Consider the following 17,109-nt stretch of genomic DNA (forward strand, 5'->3'; position numbering starts at 1 on the left):
ATTAGTCAGTTACAACTGCTTTTTCAATAATAACGTCTTCAACTGGTACATCTTGATGATAACCTGCATTACCTGTTTTAGTCGCAGAGATTTTATCTACAATGTCCATACCTTCAACAACTTTTGCGAATACACAGTATCCCCAACCATCAGGCGTTTCAGAACGGAAGTTTAAGAATGCATTGTCAGCACTGTTAATGAAAAACTGTGAAGAAGCTGAATGAGGTTCTTGAGTACGAGCCATCGCTAGCGTACCACGGTCATTTTTAAGGCCGTTGTTTGCTTCGTTGTTGATTGACGCATTACCGTCTTTCTCTTCCATACCAGGTAGCATGCCACCACCTTGAACCATGAAACCAGGAATGACACGGTGAAAGATCACACCGTCATAAAAACCAGATGTCACATAGTTTAAAAAGTTCTCAACTGTTTTTGGAGCTTCTTCAGCAAATAATTCAATTTTAATGTCGCCAAAGTTTGTTGTTAAAACAACCATAATATTTCCTAATAATTAGATTTTGATTTTGTGGGCAATTGTAACGAATAACCTAGCTAAGAGCTAGATCTGCTACTAATAAACAGTTACCAAGGAAGTACTTCACCGTTGGTATGCCAAAACCCACCTGTATTCGATAAATTTAATTCTTCAATTCGGTCAATTAATCCGGCAGTTGAGTCTTCTGGACTAATTAGCCCGTTAAAATCAACCATACGAGTTTGTACCCAACCCGGATGCAATTGTGCAACCGCAATGCCTTTGCCTTTTAAGTCTTCAGCAAGAGATTTACCAATCGCATTTAATGCCGCTTTTGACGCTCTGTAACCATAACGACCACCTGAGTCGTTGTCAGTCATAGACCCCATACGACTAGTGATGTTAGCGATTTTACTGCCTTCAACCATATTAGGAATAAGTGCTTCAGTGACGCGCAATGGTGACAAAGCGTTTACTTCAAATTGCTCACGTAAAGAGTCGTAATCGATATTGCCGAGTTCTTCATTTCGTAATAAACCAGCGTTATTCACTAGTAAGTCAACTTGTTGATCGCCAATGATCTTTTTGATTTGTTCAATATCATCTGGATTGGTTACGTCGATGCCAGAAATAACCATACCCGCAACTGCTTCAATTTCTTCTGATTCGCTGCGGCATATTGCAATAATATCCCAGCCTTTGGCTGCAAGTTGTTGGCTTAGAGATAAACCAATACCACGGTTTGCACCGGTAATAACTGCTGTTTTCATAATTTAATTTCCAGGTTCAATGGTAAATACATAACTTGATTCTTTACATGTGTTAACTAAGTGGTGTTGGCAGGGAGGGATTTCAATGTTAACAATAAATTTACTCCTAACATGTGTCGTTAATTGGCTATTCATTTAGTTGAGGTGATAAAAGAAAAATTAGTCGTTTGTGAACTGAGCTAAACACGGTAAAATCAAGGTAATTAACTTTAGTACTAACTTTGTACGATAAATAAGTCGTACAAATTCAACGGAGATAAAATGGCAATTAACTGGTTTCCGGGCCATATGCACAAGGCTCGAAAAGAAATTGCAGAGATCATGCCTCAAGTAGATGTGATCATAGAGATACTCGATGCCAGAATTCCATTTTCTAGTGAGAACCCTCTAGTGCCAGAACTTAGAGGTGATACTCCGGTTCTTAAAATACTAAATAAAAGCGATTTAGCCGACCCAATCCAAACGCAAAAATGGCTAGAGTACTTACAGCAAGAACGTGGTATCACAGCTATTGCCGTAACCTCGCAAGATCCAAAACAAATAAAAGATCTGTTAAACGTTATTTCAGACATGGTTCCACACAGAGTGAGCCAGGACAAACAATTGCGCGCACTTATTTGTGGTATTCCAAATGTTGGGAAATCCACCGCGATTAATATTTTGGCCAACCGTATTATAGCTAAAACAGGTAATGAAGCTGGTGTAACCAAGGCACAGCAACGTATCCGTTTAGATAACAATATTGTATTGCACGACACACCGGGATTCTTATGGCCTAAATTAGAGCCAGAAGATTGTGGTTATCGTCTAGCCATTACAGGCGGCATTAAAGACACAGTGACAGAAAAGGAAGACGTAGCGTATTACGCCATTGAATATTTAATGACTCATTACCCTGAGCTATTGATTGAACGTTACCAATTAAAAGAAATGCCAGAAACGCCAATTAAGGTGATGGACGCCATTGCCGTAAACCGTGCTTGTATCCGTAAAGGCGGCATAGCTGACTTATATAAAGTATCGGAAATTATCCTAAACGATTATCGCTCAGGAATGCTTGGTGCAATCACGCTAGAAACGGTAGAGCAAGGCATTGAAGCAAAAGCGATTGGTAAAATACAAGAAGCTGAACGTCTTGCTAAGAAAAAAGCATTTGAAGAGAAAAAGAAAGGTAAAAAGCGCCCGCGCAGATAGTTGTGGTGTTTTTACTCAGTTATTTAGGCCTCACTCATGCGATGGGCTTGAATAACTTTTCTCATAACAAGGTTCATGATTTCTAATACTATTAGAGTAAACATATATGAAATTAGCTGCATCGATTATCGCAATGTTTATTGTCATTCTGCTTATCTGGGGTGACTCAAGTATGTGGGAAGATGACGTATATGCTGTTTATTATATAGATGGCGATGTTAAGTTAGGGATTAAAGTTGATGATGATGGTTCTTTTATTGGCCGAGTCGAGAATAAAGTAATCGCAGTAGGGTCTAATGAAAAGTATGTCGTTGTTAAACAATTAACTTCGGAGCCTGATGTGATTTCTTATTTTGTACTAGATAAGGAAAATGACAATATTTACCTTAAGCCTTATGAAGTAATAGAAGGGCCATACACTGAGCCCCAATTTACAAAGCTAAACCAAAAATTAGACTTACCCAAATTTAGTGAAACGTTTTAAGTAAAAGTAAAAGTAAAAGTAAAAAGTCAGCTTTTATTGTAAATAAGGTTTATGCGTAGATCATAGCCATATTGTTGCTGCCAAACGTTTTTAACTGTTAGCTCCGTGGGCTAGCCAAATTAATTTATTAAGGATAAACATGAGTCACACATCACAAATCAAAGTTCGCGGTTTTCACCTAGACGTTTATCAGCATGTAAATAATGCAAGATACCTAGAGTTTTTAGAAGAAGCGCGTTGGGAATATTTAGAAGACAGTGGCGATATTGAGTTCTTTCAATCTCTTGGTTTAGCCTGGGTAATTGTAAACATTAATATTAATTACCGAGCTTCAGCAACTATGGGTCATACCTTAGATGTCAAAACTTCTTTGTCTAAAGTAGGCGGTAAGAGCGCAGTTTTCCATCAAGACATTTCAATCGCAGGAAGCGGCGTAGCCATAGCCGATGCGGATATTACGTTTGTGGTGTTAAATCAAAAAACAGGCAAAGCAGTACCAATTGAAGGTGATTTGTTAGAGCGTATGCAGTCGCATTTAAATAGCTCTAAAGAAGAACTATAGGTTTGATTTAATTCATATTTAATTCGGTTGTAAATCTACACTAATATAATACATGGTCCTATTCAAGATGTAGTCCTATATAAAGAGTACAGCTTGATACTAGAACTATACGCCTATGCTGAAAGACCCCAATTAATAGATGAAATAGAACAGATCGTGGTCTCGTGTTTAGATAATACAAGCGGTTGTGTTGAACTTTCACCTGATCATAAAAAGCTTTATTTTTTTAGGAACAACAGATAATAATGGAAACGTGATTCCATTAGATAAGCTTATGATTTTATAAGTAATTTAAGTTATAAGCTTAATCGCTATTGTTAACCCCGAAGTATTCGCCTTTGAATGAGGCATTATATACAGTATTAGTCATGGAGAATTTATCAATGAATTTAGAACAGCAAAAAGTTACAGATAGATTAAAGGTCATTGAAAAAAAGATGATGTATCTGGGTCTTTACAATGCACCAGCTATGATCGTAATCGCCATCGGTTTATTTTCTAAATTTGGAGCTTCACCAGAGGCACTTCATCCTTTACTTGCGGATGTTAGTTTAGTAAATAAAGCTCTTTTTGTTGCTGTGCCTTGGGCATTATTTATTACATTTAGATCAATAGTTTTGGCGCTAGAAGTAAATAAATTAAAACGGGGTTAATAGATAAAGAGCGTCTTTGACCTATGAATAAAAATTAGAAATTTTTGCTAGGTTAGTCATTAAGCTAATTTCTAAATTTTTTGAACTCATAATGCATAACCTATATCGAGCCATCATTTTATTCTTATACATTTGTATTGCTGTTTGTTTTTGTTGTTCATTCATTGATTTGTTAGAGACAAAAAAGTAAGTGCGATTTTTATTTCTAAGAAATAAATTCATTTACTAGCCAATAAAAAAGCGCTGATTTCAGCGCTTTTTTTGTAAGACTTGTGTCGTCCTGAAATAAGGTGACACCTTCGTACCTTAAATTATTAATATGATATTAATTCTGAAATATCCTATTTTACTGATAGTACAGCTTGTTTATAAAAATATTGAGCGAAAATAGACTAGCTTTGCTAAAGCGATTAAGTTCAAAGGCTCATATCAAAAAATAAACCTACCGCTTAAGTAACGCAAACATATATGTGTATGCATATAACGCAGTGAATAGAATGCTAGGTGCGACGGTTAGTGCTAGGTTAGGTGTTTGATTTGCAACATTAACACCTATAACTAAAACAGATTGAACGGCAATTGGTATGATGGGAGCGAATAGTGTTCCTGCTAACTTTTTGTGTTTGAAGTATGCAGCAGAACGGTTAATTGCGTTATTAAGGCTTTGTTTCACGGCTAAGTTTTGCGGTGTTTTAGAATGAAATAAACATAGGATTGGGGTTACAAAAGCCAAAGACAGGTAACTGGTTTTATACTTATTAACGACCTTTTCCAATATTAAAGTGAAAAACAAAGTAACAAATCCGCTGTACAAGCCTTGTACCAAAGCAGCCTGTAAAGTAACAGAGCTTGGTATATTATCTGCAGAGTTGGCCCAGTAAGCCCAACCAAAGTAAAAAACAAACGATACAACACCAGATAATATAAGACGGCTATTCAATGTGTTTCCTTAATTAATACGTTTCCTCAATATGAGTTTTAATATTATTGCTTATAACTTAAGTTTTGTCGCTGAGTATTATTTCCTCAGCCTTTTCTATTACAGATAAAGTAACTGTGGTTAATTGCTTTATTTGTAACAGGAAAGGTCGCATAATCTGGGCTTATATTTCTTTAAAAGGACTCGTATGAAAACCGTTAAATTTGCGCTTATTACTTGTGGTGTTATGTTCGCACTTACAGGCTGTATGAAGACAGAATCGTCATTGGAAAATGTAGATGCACAGGCATCTGAAATGTCTAAATCATCACATGAACAACAATTAGATTTACTTGTTAGCCAATACTTCGACGACTCACTTGTCTTTAGCCCTATCGGCGCAACCTATATTGGCCGCGAAGGTTTCAATGATAAATTCACTCCGGTTATTTCAAAAGAGAATAGAACTAAAGTTGCCGCGTTTTATAAAGATTACCAAGCTCGTTTAGCGTTAATTGATAAAGCGCAGCTCAAAGGCCAGTCACTACTAAGTTATGAAATTCTTGAACGTGATTTAGCGCTAAAATTAGAAGGCATGCAGTTTTTAAGTTATTTGCTGCCAATTAATCAAATGTCTGGCGCGCATAATACATTTGCATCTTTGGGCTCGGGTGAAAGTGCTCAACCATTTAATACAGTTCAAGATTATACTGACTTCTTAAAACGTGCAGATGGTTTTATTGCTTGGTTTGATAGCGTTCAAACGTCAATGGCTGAGGGGATCAAACAAGGCATTGTGTTACCAAAGCCATTGTCACAAAAGCTACAAGGTCAATTTGAAACTCATATAGTAGAAAAAGCCGAAGACTCGTTGTTTTGGTCACCTATTAAAAACTTACCAGCGTCATTTACTCCAGAGCAAAAGCAACAGATCACGGCTCAATATCGTGAACTTATCATGAATGGTTTAGTACCAGCATATCAGCGTATGAATACGTTTTTTGTTGAACAGTATATTCCTAACAGTCGTGACTCGGTTGGTTATAGTGATTTGCCAAATGGTAAGGCTTGGTATGAATATCAGATTAAGACCAATACAACATTAAGTTTATCAGCAGATGAAATCCACGAAATAGGCTTGAGCGAAGTTGCGCGTATTTTATCTGAAATGAAAAAAGTAAAAGACACGGTTGGTTTTAAAGGTGACTTAAAAGCCTTCTTTAGTCATTTACGTAACTCAGATGAGTTTTATTTTAATACCGCAGATGAGCTAATAGCTGCGTACGAGAATGTAAAACAAAAAATTGATGCGAGTTTGCCGCTGTTGTTTGATATCGCACCAAAGGCGTCGTATGTTGTAAAACCAGTTGAAGCCTACCGTGCTCAATCTGCAGCGGGTGCGTCGTATCAATCTCCAGCTCCTGATGGTTCACGACCAGGCATTTTTTATATTAATACGTTCAATTTAAAAGCTCAGCCTAAGTTTTTACTTGAAACGCTTTCTATTCATGAAGCGGCTCCAGGCCATCACTTTCAAATAGCGTTACAGCAAGAAATTGACGGCTTACCTGATTTTCGTAAATTTGGTGGTTACACTGTATTCGCTGAAGGGTGGGCACTTTATGCTGAAAGCCTTGGTAAAGAGCTAGGTTTATTTACCGACCCATATATGTGGTACGGCCGTTTATCTGATGAGCAGTTACGTGCAATGCGTTTAGTTCTAGATACTGGATTTCATGTAAAAGGTTGGACTCGTCAGCAGGGGATAGATTATATGCTGGCCAACTCTTCAATGGCTAAAAGTGATGTGGTTGCTGAAGTTGAACGTTATATAGCGTGGCCTGGACAAGCACTTTCTTACAAGCTTGGTCAGTTCAAAATTCAAGAGTTACGCGATTATTCTAAACAAGCTCTGGGCGAAAAGTTTGATATTAAAGCTTTCCATACGCAAATATTAATTGATGGTGCTTTACCTATGCCTATTTTAGAACAAAAGATAAAACGTTGGGTTCAATCTCAACTGGCTTTATAAGCTTCTTTGAAAATTTTAAATTATGTATGTGGCCTTAAGTTTTAGGCCACATGCTTTATAAAACTAATCTGTTTTATAAAGCTAATACATTTTACCGAGAGTTGTTCTAACTTTTTTTACAGCTTCCTACCTCAATGTTGTCCTGTGAATTACCGACAAGATCACTGGTCATTATCGCTAACGTTTCTTCACCTACTGACTCACTATCGCCAAAGGTTGATGATTGTTTTCTTGTATAAGTTTGGCTGGTATTTACTAGGCGGTTACCCACTACTTGATATTGGCTTGTCGAAGTTTGTTCCATTTCAAGACTAAAAAATACGTAAGCACTACCACTACCGGCAAACGTTAATTCACTTTCTATTGGGACTCCTTGGTTATCTACTACCAGTCGATATTGACCTGCAAATTCGTCAATATACTCCCTTGCGTCTTCTCCAGTAATAATACTCTCAATAGGCAGATCAAAAATTAATTCCGTTGCAGAACTGCCTCGATGTTCTATTGTTTTTTCACTGGCAAATTTTGCTTTGTTTAAAAAGCGTAATAAAGAAGATGCTGATGATAATTGCTCTAAAAGATCTGAGCTTTCAACACGAGACATGGCACTTAAGGTTGGTGTGTTCGCACCTTCATCCTGCTCTTTTTGGGACTCTTCTTTAGCTACCTTGTCGAGTATGTCTTTGTTGTAAGTTATTTGTAGGCCTTTATGGTTATAACTTAACGGTAAAGTGATAAGTCCACTTTTAGCTTCGTCGTCTTTGCCTGAGGTTTCTGTGTATTTTGAGGTGAATTCAACATTGATGGCCGAGTCGCCGTTTAAGGTTTCTAACTTTGATTTAACATCACTTAATGTATCGGCGTTCACAGAAAAATTAACAGATGAAACAAGCAAAAGACTGACGGCCAGATAGACACGATTGAATGACATAACAAACTCCATTTTCATAAATTTTTATTCTTAATTTTAGAGTCTAGAGTTTGTTAATTCGTCATTAAAGTCAAACCTATCTTTGTAAATAAATGTATGAGCTGTAGATACTATTGTTAATTGTAACCTCGATATTAATAGTAACGCAGCTCTTGTACCTTACCCCAAAACACTCTGTAAGAATAAGCCGTGTACATCAAAATCGTAGGTACCACCACAATAGCGCCGTACAGTAAGAAGTTTAATGCCTCTGGTGCCGCAACTGCCTGCCAAATAGTTAATTGATTTGGCACTATGTACGGAAAGAAACTAAAACCTAATCCAGCAAAACTTAAGGTAAATATTAAAATACATAGTAAGAAGGGGAAACCTGCTCCTGTGTGTGGATTTTTTTGTAAGCGTTTTAACAACATAAATGCCAGGGCAAATAACGCACCACACACTATTGGAATTGGCATCAAAAATAAGATGTTAGGGAAGGTGAACCACTTAGCGTAAATATCTGGATTAAATAATAAGTTAGTCGCCGATACTGTTGCGATACCAATAAAGGCAATAACCAAAGTTCGTTTTGCGGTTTTGATTGATTTTAACTGTAGCTCTCCTTCGGTTTTCATTACCAACCAAGTTGCGCCAATAAAGCAATAAGCACAGCTAACGCCAATCGCACTGAGCATGGCAAATAAGTAACCAGATAGAGAAGTATCAAAGCCGTTCACATACATGCCAAGCATATAACCTTGGGTTAACGCTGCAAATAAAGATCCTAGCTTAAATAATTTATCCCACGTAGGACGATGACCAAAAGACGCTTTGGCACGAAAGTCAAAAGCCACACCTCGTAAAATAAGCCCAATCAACATAAAGGTTGCGGGTAAATATAATGCTTTGAGTGTCAGGCTATGTGCGGCAGGAAAAGCAATAAGTAACAAACCAATTGCCAATACTAGCCAGGTTTCATTGGCATCCCAAAATGGACCAATGGAGGCCACCATAATGTCGGCATGTTGTTGGTTATCCAGTGGTAGCAACATGCCAACACCAAGATCGTAACCGTCTAAAATTGCATACATTAAAACGGATAATCCCATTAAGCCAACAAATATAACGGCTAGAGTCTCTTTATCAAACATGATCATTCTCCACTTTTTTGTCTAAATTGGTGTCTAGGCTGTTGGTGACTGTGCTCTTTGTGACTGCGCTATTAAGCAGAATACTTTTTTCTTCATTTTCCTGTTCTTGCTCATTTAGCTGATCAGAGATTTCTTCAATCTCTACTGCTCTGCGCGCCATCACAAAAATGGTGTGTAAATACGCGTATAACAAACCAAGATAGACAATTACATACAGGGCAAGTGAGATAGCTACATTCTCCGGAGCGATATCAGTGGCCGCTTCTTTTACCGTTAATACGCCAGAGACAATATAAGGTTGACGGCCAATCTCGGTTACATACCAGCCCGCCAATGTAGCGACCCAACCTGAAAAGCTAAGCGTGACTAATACTTTTAACATCCAGTTCGGTAATTCGTTGTTTTTGTACAAGGTTAAACGAGTAACCCAGGCAACCAATAACAACAACATACCTAAGCCAACCATGACTCTAAATGAATAAAATACAGGTTTGACTGGTGGATGTTTACCTACAAATTCGTTTAACCCTTTGATCTCTCCGTCTGCATCGTGAGTTAAAATTAAACTTGCCATGTTAGGTATGCCAATTTCAAAATGGTTACTACGAGTTTCTTCATCAGGAATGGCAAATAACAATAAAGGTGCGCCTTTCTCTGTTTCCCAAACACCTTCCATTGCTGCAATCTTTTGTGGCTGATGCTCTAAGGTATTTAATCCGTGTAAGTCACCAACAAACGCTTGTACAGGCGTTAATATCATGGCGGCGGTTAAGGCGACTTTAAGCGTCATTTTAGGCGCTCGTTTGTTGTCACCATGTAATAAACGGTATGCACTAATGCCGGCAATTAAAAACGATGCAGTAATAGCCGAGGCTAACAACACATGGAAAAATCGATACGGAAATGATGGGTTAAATATAATCGCTAACCAGTCGGTTGGAATAACCACACCGTCTCGCATTTCAAAGCCTGTTGGCGTGTGCATCCATGAGTTTAACGACAATATCCAAAATGCCGACATAGTAGTACCAAGGGCAACAATGGCGGTTGCCAATGTATGAACCTTTTGTGGTACTCGCTGACTACCAAATAACATAATGCCTAAAAACGTGGCTTCTAAGAAAAACGCCGTGAGCACTTCGTAACCCAGCAAAGGTCCTGCGACATTACCAACCTTTTCCATAAACCCTGGCCAGTTGGTACCAAATTGGAATGACATAGTGATCCCACTTACCACACCAAGAGCAAAGGTTAAGGCGAATATCTTCACCCAAAAACGATAAGCGCGCATCCAAATAGGATCGGCGGTTTGGTCAAAACGTATTTTAAAAAACAACAAAAACCAGCATAGCGCTATGGTGATAGTTGGAAATAAAATATGGAAACTGATATTGGTTGCAAATTGAATTCGAGATAACAATAACGTGTCTAACATGTCGGCCTCGTTCGCTCATATAATGAGTGGTTAAGAAATAAATATGTTGTTGAGTGTGCTTTGTTTAAATGACTGAGCTTGATTAACCGCTTAGCCATTATGAATAATTTAGTAGCGAGCTTGTATTAGTTGCCAGACCTAAGCAGCTTATCTTTCATGTCTAATACCTTGCCAACGCCAGCACCTAGTTTCATTAAGGTTTTTAGTTTTTCAGGGCTCATGTTTTGCAGCTCACTTGCCCATAAAGTAACGGACTCAAGTAAGTCATGAATTTCATGCATCTTCTCTTGCGCGTACTCTTCTTGCTGGTTAGCGGGTTGGTCTAAAATACTTGAACGTAACAAGGATAGAGTCGGGTCCATTTCACGTTTTCGGCGTTCTTCAAACACGCGTGTGGCTAAATCCCAAATACTGCCTGCAGGTGCATAGTAATCTTTTCTATCGCCAGGAATATGTTGGACTTGGATTAAGCGCCAAGACTGTAATTCTTTAATTCCCATGCTGACGTTGCCACGAGAAATATTTAATGTTTCAGCCAATTCGTTGGCACTGACTGGATTTTCGCTGACAATAATCAACCCAATCATTTGACCAACCGTACGGTTAAAGCCCCAACGACTGCCCATTTCACCACAGTGCATAACAAACGATTCTAGTTTTGGACTAAGTAACATATCAAACCTTTCTAAAGTTTCAGTAATTTCTGAAACTTTAGAACTTAACTTGATCTAGATCAAGCATTATCTTTGAAATTAAGGTTTTATTTGTGGCTGAATAAATAGCAGGAATGAAAAAGAAAAATAAGCCTGTAGCAGAAGGTGTAATGAATAGCCGTGTTCACTTTGTTTAGGGCTGGTGGTAGAGAAACAAAAGGCTAGTTAAACTAGCCTTTTGTTATTTATATAAATGAGTTTAAAGAGATTTTCTAAAACTCTATTTGTAAACCAATGGATGGAATTGGTGTATCTGGGAACTGGTATGAAGGATCTCTTTCAGTGTAGTCCTCGTTGTAATCATAGCCTGTTAAGCTTTTCTTACCGTACACATTGAGCACTTCAAAGTATAAGTTAGTTTCTTGTCCCCACCATTGAGTTTTGTAATCAAGTCTAACGTCTAAACGATGAAAATCATCTAAACGTTGTTCGTTTATGCCACCTTCAATTGGGTCATAAAAGATTGGCTCTTGGCTGCTATCCGGTTCGTTGTTAACCAGAGGGTATACAGGAACGGCACCATTGATTGGTGTATATAAAGCACCACTTTGGAAGCGCCAGCGGCCACCAAATTGCCAGTTGTCGTTTATTTCGTAGTTAGCGACTAAGTTAATGATCCAAGGTTTATCAAATTCATAATTAAACTCATCTCCGGTTAATTCATTAGTACGCTCTGTTTTACTGTAAGCGATACTTAACCAACCATACCAGTTGTCAGAAATTGCTTTGTTTAGTAGAAACTCAACACCGTACGCGGTGCCAACTCCGGCATTTAAATAGTTGTCGGCTTGCATTAAATCATTTTCAACTGCGCTGTCTCTGTCAGTTAAAGATGTTACTTGTTGAGATGGATTACTAACAATTAAGTCATCCATATCTTTGTAATAACTTTCTATGCGCCATGCCCAATCTGAGTCACCTTCGTATTCGATACCAAATATGTAATGCTCGGCCGTAACTTGGTCTAAGTTCAAGCTACCAAAGGTTTCCGATAAGTATTTATATTCTCTAAACCATTGGTGATGTTGGCCGTATGCGAATTTTAATCCGTAATCATCAAAGGCTTGCCATTTCAGCATCAATCTTGGCTCTGCTATGGTTTCATCATTAAAGTCGTTAGTATTTACCGCGCCGCCTAAACGTAGCATAACGGAATCTGATAAATCCCAGTCGTAATCAGCAAACACTGTCATAAAACTAATGTCTATTTCTGCCGCTTCTGAAACCGATGGTGCGTAGTAACTAGGTGCACAAATTTCAAACTCATTATTACAAGGTGAGCTTTTGCCCGTTACTTGGTAATCAATGTTTTGTTGTCTGAATTCAAAACCAGAGTTTAACGCGCCACTATCGAATAACTGGGTATTGAGTACTTTAAACATGCTGTCGGTGGTAATTGCATTAAGCTCGATTATTTGACCAACAAAAAAGTCTGAATTACGAACTAAACGGTTAAGGAATACTTGCGTTTGACCAAAGTCAGACTCATTGGTCCAAATAATACTTTGGTTGTCGTAATAGGTTTCAAAGCCAATGCCGCCGGTTAGTTCAGGATTCTTTTGTACTTGTGAAGATTCGTCAGAGAATAACAATTCAACATCATCATTAGCGCCAGTGGCTTGCACAACAATTTTATTATTGTCGTCAAGGTAATTGATGTATTTGAATTGGTAATCGTTATTGATAGGTGCTTGGGTAAATTTAAAATCTTCATCATCTAAAAATGCATCTATATAAATATGGATCAAACTTTGTCTGGCCGCTAAATAAAATGCTGACGAGTCAGTTAGTTTAGATTCAATCAATAAGCCTGTACGTAAAAAGCTAAAGTCAGCGACACCGCTAAAGTCTTTAATTTCTGGGTCTCTTAATTTAGTGTCGATAACTCCACCAATAGAGTCAGAGAAACCAGACTCCCAAGCGCCGGTTTTTAATTCAAAGCTTTTAATCAGGTTAGGGTGAAAGCTACTGTAACTATCGTTATGAAATACATAACCGACAGGCACGCCGTCGGTTTGATAATACATATCACTTGGCGAGCTACCTCTTACTGCAGGTGCAAAACCATTAGCCAGTACGACACCCGGTAAGCTTTCAATTGCTCTTATTGGATCATTACCCGCACCTGGTACTTTTAATATTTTGTCTGAGCTTAATTCGATGCCAGAGTCTCTGCTGCCAATAACGCGAATTGTTTCAGGCGGGCGGCCGACACTCGTTAATTGAGGAGGCGCTGTTAAAGGTTGCTCAACCTCATCTTCAGTTGTCGAAACTTCTACCTCTGGGCTAGCTTCAATTAGCTTGGCGTCAGTCGCATTAGCCATCAATGGTAATAGACCAACTATTAAAAGTGGGGTAAATGATAAATATCGCAAAACACATCCTATTATAATTACGTGGTTTATTTTGTTCGTATGTCACCTTATACGTTAAATGTGACAAAATGGATCTTAATTAATTTCAAGATGTTAATATATACCAATCGTATCTTAAATAAATACGGTTTTATCTGGAGGTTCTCGAATATTTAATTCAGAATCCCCGCAAATTACTGTAGAAATTGGAAATTAAATGTCTCACTTGTGTATTTATCATAAAAGTTGCCCAGACGGGTTTGGCGCAGCACTAGCTGTAAACGTATTTTTGCAACGAGAGCATAGCGAAGATGAACATGAATGGTTACCGGCTCGCCACGATGATGATGCACCAGATGTAACAGGCAAACATGTTTACATTGTTGACTTTGCTTATTCTAGAGAGACGTTAATTAAGATGCATGAACAAGCTGCATCGTTAATTGTTATTGACCATCACAAAACGGCACAAGCGGCATTGGAAGGATTGGACTTTTGCCAATTTGATATGAGCAAAAGTGGCGCGTATTTAGCGTGGGAACACTTTAATAAAGACTTACCTGTGCCTAAGTTAATTGCTTATATTCAAGATCGTGATATCTGGCAGTGGAAATTACCAGATAGCAAAGAGTTCTCTGCTGGTTTACAACTAATGGAAATGAGTTTTGAAACTTGGAGTGAGTTGTTAACTGATGAGGCTGTGTTGCCAATTATAGAGCAGGGCAGAACTATCTTAGCTTACCAACAAATGGAAATTAAACGCGCGATGAAGAAAACGCCTGAGATGATCACATTATGTGGTTACTTAGTGCCATGCGTGAATACCACAACGTTGATTAGTGATTTGGGTAATGAGTTATGCCAAGGGCATCCTTTTGCTGCTATGTATTTTGAAACAGACACTAAACGCATTTATTCATTACGTTCATCTGCAGATGGTATTGATGTGTCGGCCATTGCCAATAAGTTTGGTGGAGGCGGTCACTTTAATGCAGCAGGTTTTTCTGTTGAAAAACCAGCGATAACATTCCCTAACGTGGATTAGTTGATTTAGTTTCTGGTTTGATAAGAATTTATAATCAAATCAAATCAAAGCAAGATAAACAGAACAAAAAAGGCCGCGTATTATGGTTAATACGCGGCCTTTTTATATGCATTTTATTGTTTTGTTAGATAACGTACTCAGAAACTAGAGCAGCTTAGAAACTAAAATGCTCTGCATCCAATGCCATCATGCTTTCTGCACCAGCGGTAATACAAGCGGCATGACCTTTAGCTCTCGGTAATATACGGTCAAAGTAGAATTGACCTGTTTGTATTTTCGCTAAGTAAAAGTCTTTTTCGTCAGTACCCGCATCTAATTTTTTCTGTGCGCATGCAACCATTTTTGCCCAGTAATAAGCGAGTGTGACGTAGCCAGAAAACATAAGGTAGTCAACCGAAGCTGCACCTATTTCGTCTGGGTTATTAGCTGCCTTTTTACCTATTTCCATTGTGGTTGATTGCCACTCTTTTAAGTAACTTGCTAGTGTTTGGCAGTGACTTGTAAGACTTGGTGTTCCTGCGTTATTTTGACAAAAGCTCACTACTTCAGCCGCAAAGCCTTTTAGTAGCTCACCTTGTGAACCTAATATTTTACGACCTAATAAATCTAACGCCTGAATACCCGTTGTCCCTTCATACAAACAACTGATTTTGGTATCTCGCATTAGCTGCTCCATACCCCATTCTTTGATAAACCCATGACCACCAAATACTTGAATGCCATGGCTGGTGGACTCTAAACCGGTTTCAGTCAAAAAGGCTTTTGCAATAGGGGTTAATAACGCCAACTTAGCTTCTGCAAGTGCTTTGTGATTTTCATTGTTACTTGCGTGTACGGTATCGACTAATTGCGCTAAGTCAGACGCCAATGCTCGGCCACCTTCGGCAAATGATTTTTGAGTTAGTAACATACGGCGTACATCTGGATGCACTATAATTGGATCAGCTGGGCCATTTGGATTTTTAACACCAGACATAGAACGCATTTGTAATCTGTCTTTAGCGTAAGTAAGCGCACCTTGGAATGACGCTTCAGATGCAGCAACACCTTCATTAGCAACGCCTAAACGAGCTGCATTCATAAAGGTAAACATACAATTTAATCCGCGATTAACTTCGCCAATTAAATAACCTTTGGCGTTATCAAAGTTGATCACACAAGTTGCGTTAGCGTTAATCCCCATTTTATGTTCAATAGAGCCACAGTTAACGCCGTTTCTATCTTCTACTACGCCATCATCTGTAATGTTAAACTTAGGGACTGCAAATAACGAAATACCACGAGTGCCTTCTGGCGAACCAGGAATACGGGCGATAACGATATGAACGATATTGTCAGAAAGGTCATGTTCCCCAGCTGAGATAAATATTTTGCTGCCGTTTAAGCGATAAGAACCGTCATCATTTAATTCAGCTTTAGTACGTAACATACCTAAGTCTGTACCACAGTGAGCTTCTGTAAGGCACATAGTACCTGTCCAGCTACCTTCCACTAATTTAGGTAAAAACATTTGTTTTTGCGTGTCAGTGCCGTGGGCTAATAAAGTGGCTATTGCGCCGTGGCTTAACCCTGGATACATAGCAAAACTATGATTGGCTGCTGACATCATTTCGCCAATTGCGGTGTTGACTGAATGAGGTAAGTCTTGACCACCAAATTCTTCTGGCAAGGAGAGGGTTGGCCATCCACCATCAACGTATTGTTGATACGCTTCTTTAAAACCATCCGGTGTGGTGACATTACCGTCTGTCCAAGTACAACCTTGCTCATCGCCAATTTGGTTTAATGGGGCTATCACTTGTTCGGTAAATTTACCGGCTTCTGACAATATTGCATCGAGCATATCTAAGCTGGCATCTTCATAACCAAGAGTACTGTAGTGCGTTTCACAATCTAACAACTCTTGCATGACAAATTTGTAATCGCGTAAGGGCGCTTTATATTCAGGCATTTCCATTCTCTCAATTTATTATTATTTGGTTCTGGTCAGACTAGCAGTAAATGGAACTGAATTACAAAGAAAGAAATAAAGGGAAGGATAAAATTGAGATAATAATGATGTCGATCAAATGTTAGTTTGTATGCTTGTCGTAAAGTTAAATGTACCTTTATTTGCATTGCACTAAATGTGATTAACCTCGCGAGCATTGAATTGTGTTATCCAAATACCATTTTAATTAGTAAACTCGCCCTGAATTAGTGACAAAGGTGAAGCTATTACCTATATAACAAAGTCATGGTTAATAAGTTTGTTTATTGTTGTATATTTAACTTAGCTGTTTGTCTTCTTTGTTGGCGCTGCTGACAGGAATAACAATTAAATTAAAACAACCGTTTGAATTTTCCAGTAAATAAAGTAAATTGTGCAACACTCTGGATACAACAGATATAAAAATTAGAAAAGTGAGT

The 17,109-nt window shown here is 38.3% G+C and carries 15 protein-coding genes; 6 read left to right on the top strand and 9 right to left on the bottom strand.

Features of this window, described 5'->3' with window-relative positions; genetic code table 11:
• Window position 1: 1 nt before the first annotated feature.
• Window positions 2-496 (bottom strand): peptidylprolyl isomerase, encoded by a 495-nt coding sequence (locus BTO11_RS07940; RefSeq protein ID WP_105052100.1) that lies wholly within the window; start codon window positions 494-496, stop codon window positions 2-4.
• Window positions 497-582: 86 nt separating this feature from the next.
• Complete coding sequence (locus tag BTO11_RS07945) at window positions 583-1,245, bottom strand: SDR family oxidoreductase (RefSeq protein WP_105052101.1); 663 nt, start codon at window positions 1,243-1,245, stop codon at window positions 583-585.
• A 261-nt stretch (window positions 1,246-1,506) separates the two neighbouring features.
• Between BTO11_RS07945 and ylqF the strand changes: the two genes are divergently transcribed.
• The 4 genes from ylqF to BTO11_RS07965 all read left to right on the top strand — a co-directional run bounded on the left by ylqF (window position 1,507) and on the right by BTO11_RS07965 (window position 4,138).
• Entirely contained in the window at window positions 1,507-2,439 is a 933-nt protein-coding gene (gene ylqF / locus BTO11_RS07950; RefSeq protein WP_105052102.1) for a ribosome biogenesis GTPase YlqF, read from the top strand.
• Window positions 2,440-2,545: 106 nt separating this feature from the next.
• Window positions 2,546-2,923 (top strand): hypothetical protein, encoded by a 378-nt coding sequence (locus tag BTO11_RS07955; RefSeq protein WP_105052103.1) that lies wholly within the window; start codon window positions 2,546-2,548, stop codon window positions 2,921-2,923.
• Between the two features lie 139 nt (window positions 2,924-3,062).
• Window positions 3,063-3,485 carry an acyl-CoA thioesterase gene (locus BTO11_RS07960; protein ID WP_105052104.1) on the top strand — a complete coding sequence of 141 codons (423 nt, stop codon included), beginning with the start codon at window positions 3,063-3,065 and terminating at the stop codon, window positions 3,483-3,485.
• Window positions 3,486-3,868: 383 nt separating this feature from the next.
• A complete protein-coding gene (locus BTO11_RS07965) occupies window positions 3,869-4,138 on the top strand; it encodes a hypothetical protein (RefSeq protein ID WP_105052105.1) in 270 nt (89 codons plus the stop codon).
• 442 nt (window positions 4,139-4,580) lie between these two features.
• Here the strand turns inward: BTO11_RS07965 and BTO11_RS07970 are convergent, their stop codons facing one another.
• Window positions 4,581-5,078: a hypothetical protein gene (locus BTO11_RS07970; protein ID WP_105052106.1), complete on the bottom strand. Its 498-nt coding sequence runs from the start codon at window positions 5,076-5,078 to the stop codon at window positions 4,581-4,583.
• A gap of 187 nt (window positions 5,079-5,265) precedes the next feature.
• Here BTO11_RS07970 and BTO11_RS07975 point away from each other — a divergent pair, with 187 nt between their 5' ends.
• Window positions 5,266-7,089, top strand: coding sequence for a DUF885 domain-containing protein (locus BTO11_RS07975; RefSeq protein ID WP_105052107.1), 1,824 nt, complete (start codon window positions 5,266-5,268; stop codon window positions 7,087-7,089).
• 106 nt (window positions 7,090-7,195) lie between these two features.
• On the opposite strand, the gene BTO11_RS07980 is transcribed toward BTO11_RS07975, so the two are convergent.
• The 5 genes from BTO11_RS07980 to BTO11_RS08000 all read right to left on the bottom strand — a co-directional run bounded on the left by BTO11_RS07980 (window position 7,196) and on the right by BTO11_RS08000 (window position 13,676).
• Complete coding sequence (locus tag BTO11_RS07980) at window positions 7,196-8,020, bottom strand: hypothetical protein (RefSeq protein WP_146105472.1); 825 nt, start codon at window positions 8,018-8,020, stop codon at window positions 7,196-7,198.
• Window positions 8,021-8,154: 134 nt separating this feature from the next.
• Complete coding sequence (locus tag BTO11_RS07985; RefSeq protein ID WP_105052109.1) at window positions 8,155-9,153, bottom strand: cytochrome d ubiquinol oxidase subunit II; 999 nt, start codon at window positions 9,151-9,153, stop codon at window positions 8,155-8,157.
• On the bottom strand, window positions 9,146-10,588 hold the full coding sequence (locus tag BTO11_RS07990; RefSeq protein ID WP_105052110.1) for a cytochrome ubiquinol oxidase subunit I: 1,443 nt from the start codon (window positions 10,586-10,588) through the stop codon (window positions 9,146-9,148). Before BTO11_RS07990 ends, BTO11_RS07985 begins: the two co-directional genes overlap by 8 nt.
• Window positions 10,589-10,713: 125 nt before the next feature.
• Window positions 10,714-11,262, bottom strand: a complete 549-nt coding sequence (locus tag BTO11_RS07995) for a GbsR/MarR family transcriptional regulator (RefSeq protein WP_105052111.1) — start codon at window positions 11,260-11,262, stop codon at window positions 10,714-10,716.
• Between the two features lie 251 nt (window positions 11,263-11,513).
• The gene (locus tag BTO11_RS08000) at window positions 11,514-13,676 is read right to left on the bottom strand and encodes a TonB-dependent receptor plug domain-containing protein (protein ID WP_105052112.1); all 2,163 of its coding nucleotides are present in this window, start codon (window positions 13,674-13,676) and stop codon (window positions 11,514-11,516) included.
• A 196-nt stretch (window positions 13,677-13,872) separates the two neighbouring features.
• Between BTO11_RS08000 and BTO11_RS08005 the strand changes: the two genes are divergently transcribed.
• Window positions 13,873-14,700: a DHHA1 domain-containing protein gene (locus BTO11_RS08005; protein ID WP_105052113.1), complete on the top strand. Its 828-nt coding sequence runs from the start codon at window positions 13,873-13,875 to the stop codon at window positions 14,698-14,700.
• A gap of 154 nt (window positions 14,701-14,854) precedes the next feature.
• On the opposite strand, the gene BTO11_RS08010 is transcribed toward BTO11_RS08005, so the two are convergent.
• Window positions 14,855-16,651: an acyl-CoA dehydrogenase C-terminal domain-containing protein gene (locus tag BTO11_RS08010; protein ID WP_105052114.1), complete on the bottom strand. Its 1,797-nt coding sequence runs from the start codon at window positions 16,649-16,651 to the stop codon at window positions 14,855-14,857.
• Window positions 16,652-17,109: the final 458 nt, after the last annotated feature.

It is taken from the genome of Psychrosphaera saromensis (genome assembly GCF_002954545.1).
Taxonomy (GTDB): Bacteria; Pseudomonadota; Gammaproteobacteria; order Enterobacterales; family Alteromonadaceae; genus Psychrosphaera; species Psychrosphaera saromensis.

Coding starts and splice junctions, on each gene's coding strand:
- BTO11_RS07940 (WP_105052100.1), bottom strand. CDS start 496: ATGGTTGTTTTAACAACAAACTTTGGCGACATTAAAATTGAATTATTT.
- BTO11_RS07945 (WP_105052101.1), bottom strand. CDS start 1,245: ATGAAAACAGCAGTTATTACCGGTGCAAACCGTGGTATTGGTTTATCT.
- ylqF (WP_105052102.1), top strand. CDS start 1,507: ATGGCAATTAACTGGTTTCCGGGCCATATGCACAAGGCTCGAAAAGAA.
- BTO11_RS07955 (WP_105052103.1), top strand. CDS start 2,546: ATGAAATTAGCTGCATCGATTATCGCAATGTTTATTGTCATTCTGCTT.
- BTO11_RS07960 (WP_105052104.1), top strand. CDS start 3,063: ATGAGTCACACATCACAAATCAAAGTTCGCGGTTTTCACCTAGACGTT.
- BTO11_RS07965 (WP_105052105.1), top strand. CDS start 3,869: ATGAATTTAGAACAGCAAAAAGTTACAGATAGATTAAAGGTCATTGAA.
- BTO11_RS07975 (WP_105052107.1), top strand. CDS start 5,266: ATGAAAACCGTTAAATTTGCGCTTATTACTTGTGGTGTTATGTTCGCA.
- BTO11_RS07980 (WP_146105472.1), bottom strand. CDS start 8,020: ATGTCATTCAATCGTGTCTATCTGGCCGTCAGTCTTTTGCTTGTTTCA.
- BTO11_RS07985 (WP_105052109.1), bottom strand. CDS start 9,153: ATGTTTGATAAAGAGACTCTAGCCGTTATATTTGTTGGCTTAATGGGA.
- BTO11_RS07990 (WP_105052110.1), bottom strand. CDS start 10,588: ATGTTAGACACGTTATTGTTATCTCGAATTCAATTTGCAACCAATATC.
- BTO11_RS07995 (WP_105052111.1), bottom strand. CDS start 11,262: ATGTTACTTAGTCCAAAACTAGAATCGTTTGTTATGCACTGTGGTGAA.
- BTO11_RS08005 (WP_105052113.1), top strand. CDS start 13,873: ATGTCTCACTTGTGTATTTATCATAAAAGTTGCCCAGACGGGTTTGGC.
- BTO11_RS08010 (WP_105052114.1), bottom strand. CDS start 16,651: ATGCCTGAATATAAAGCGCCCTTACGCGATTACAAATTTGTCATGCAA.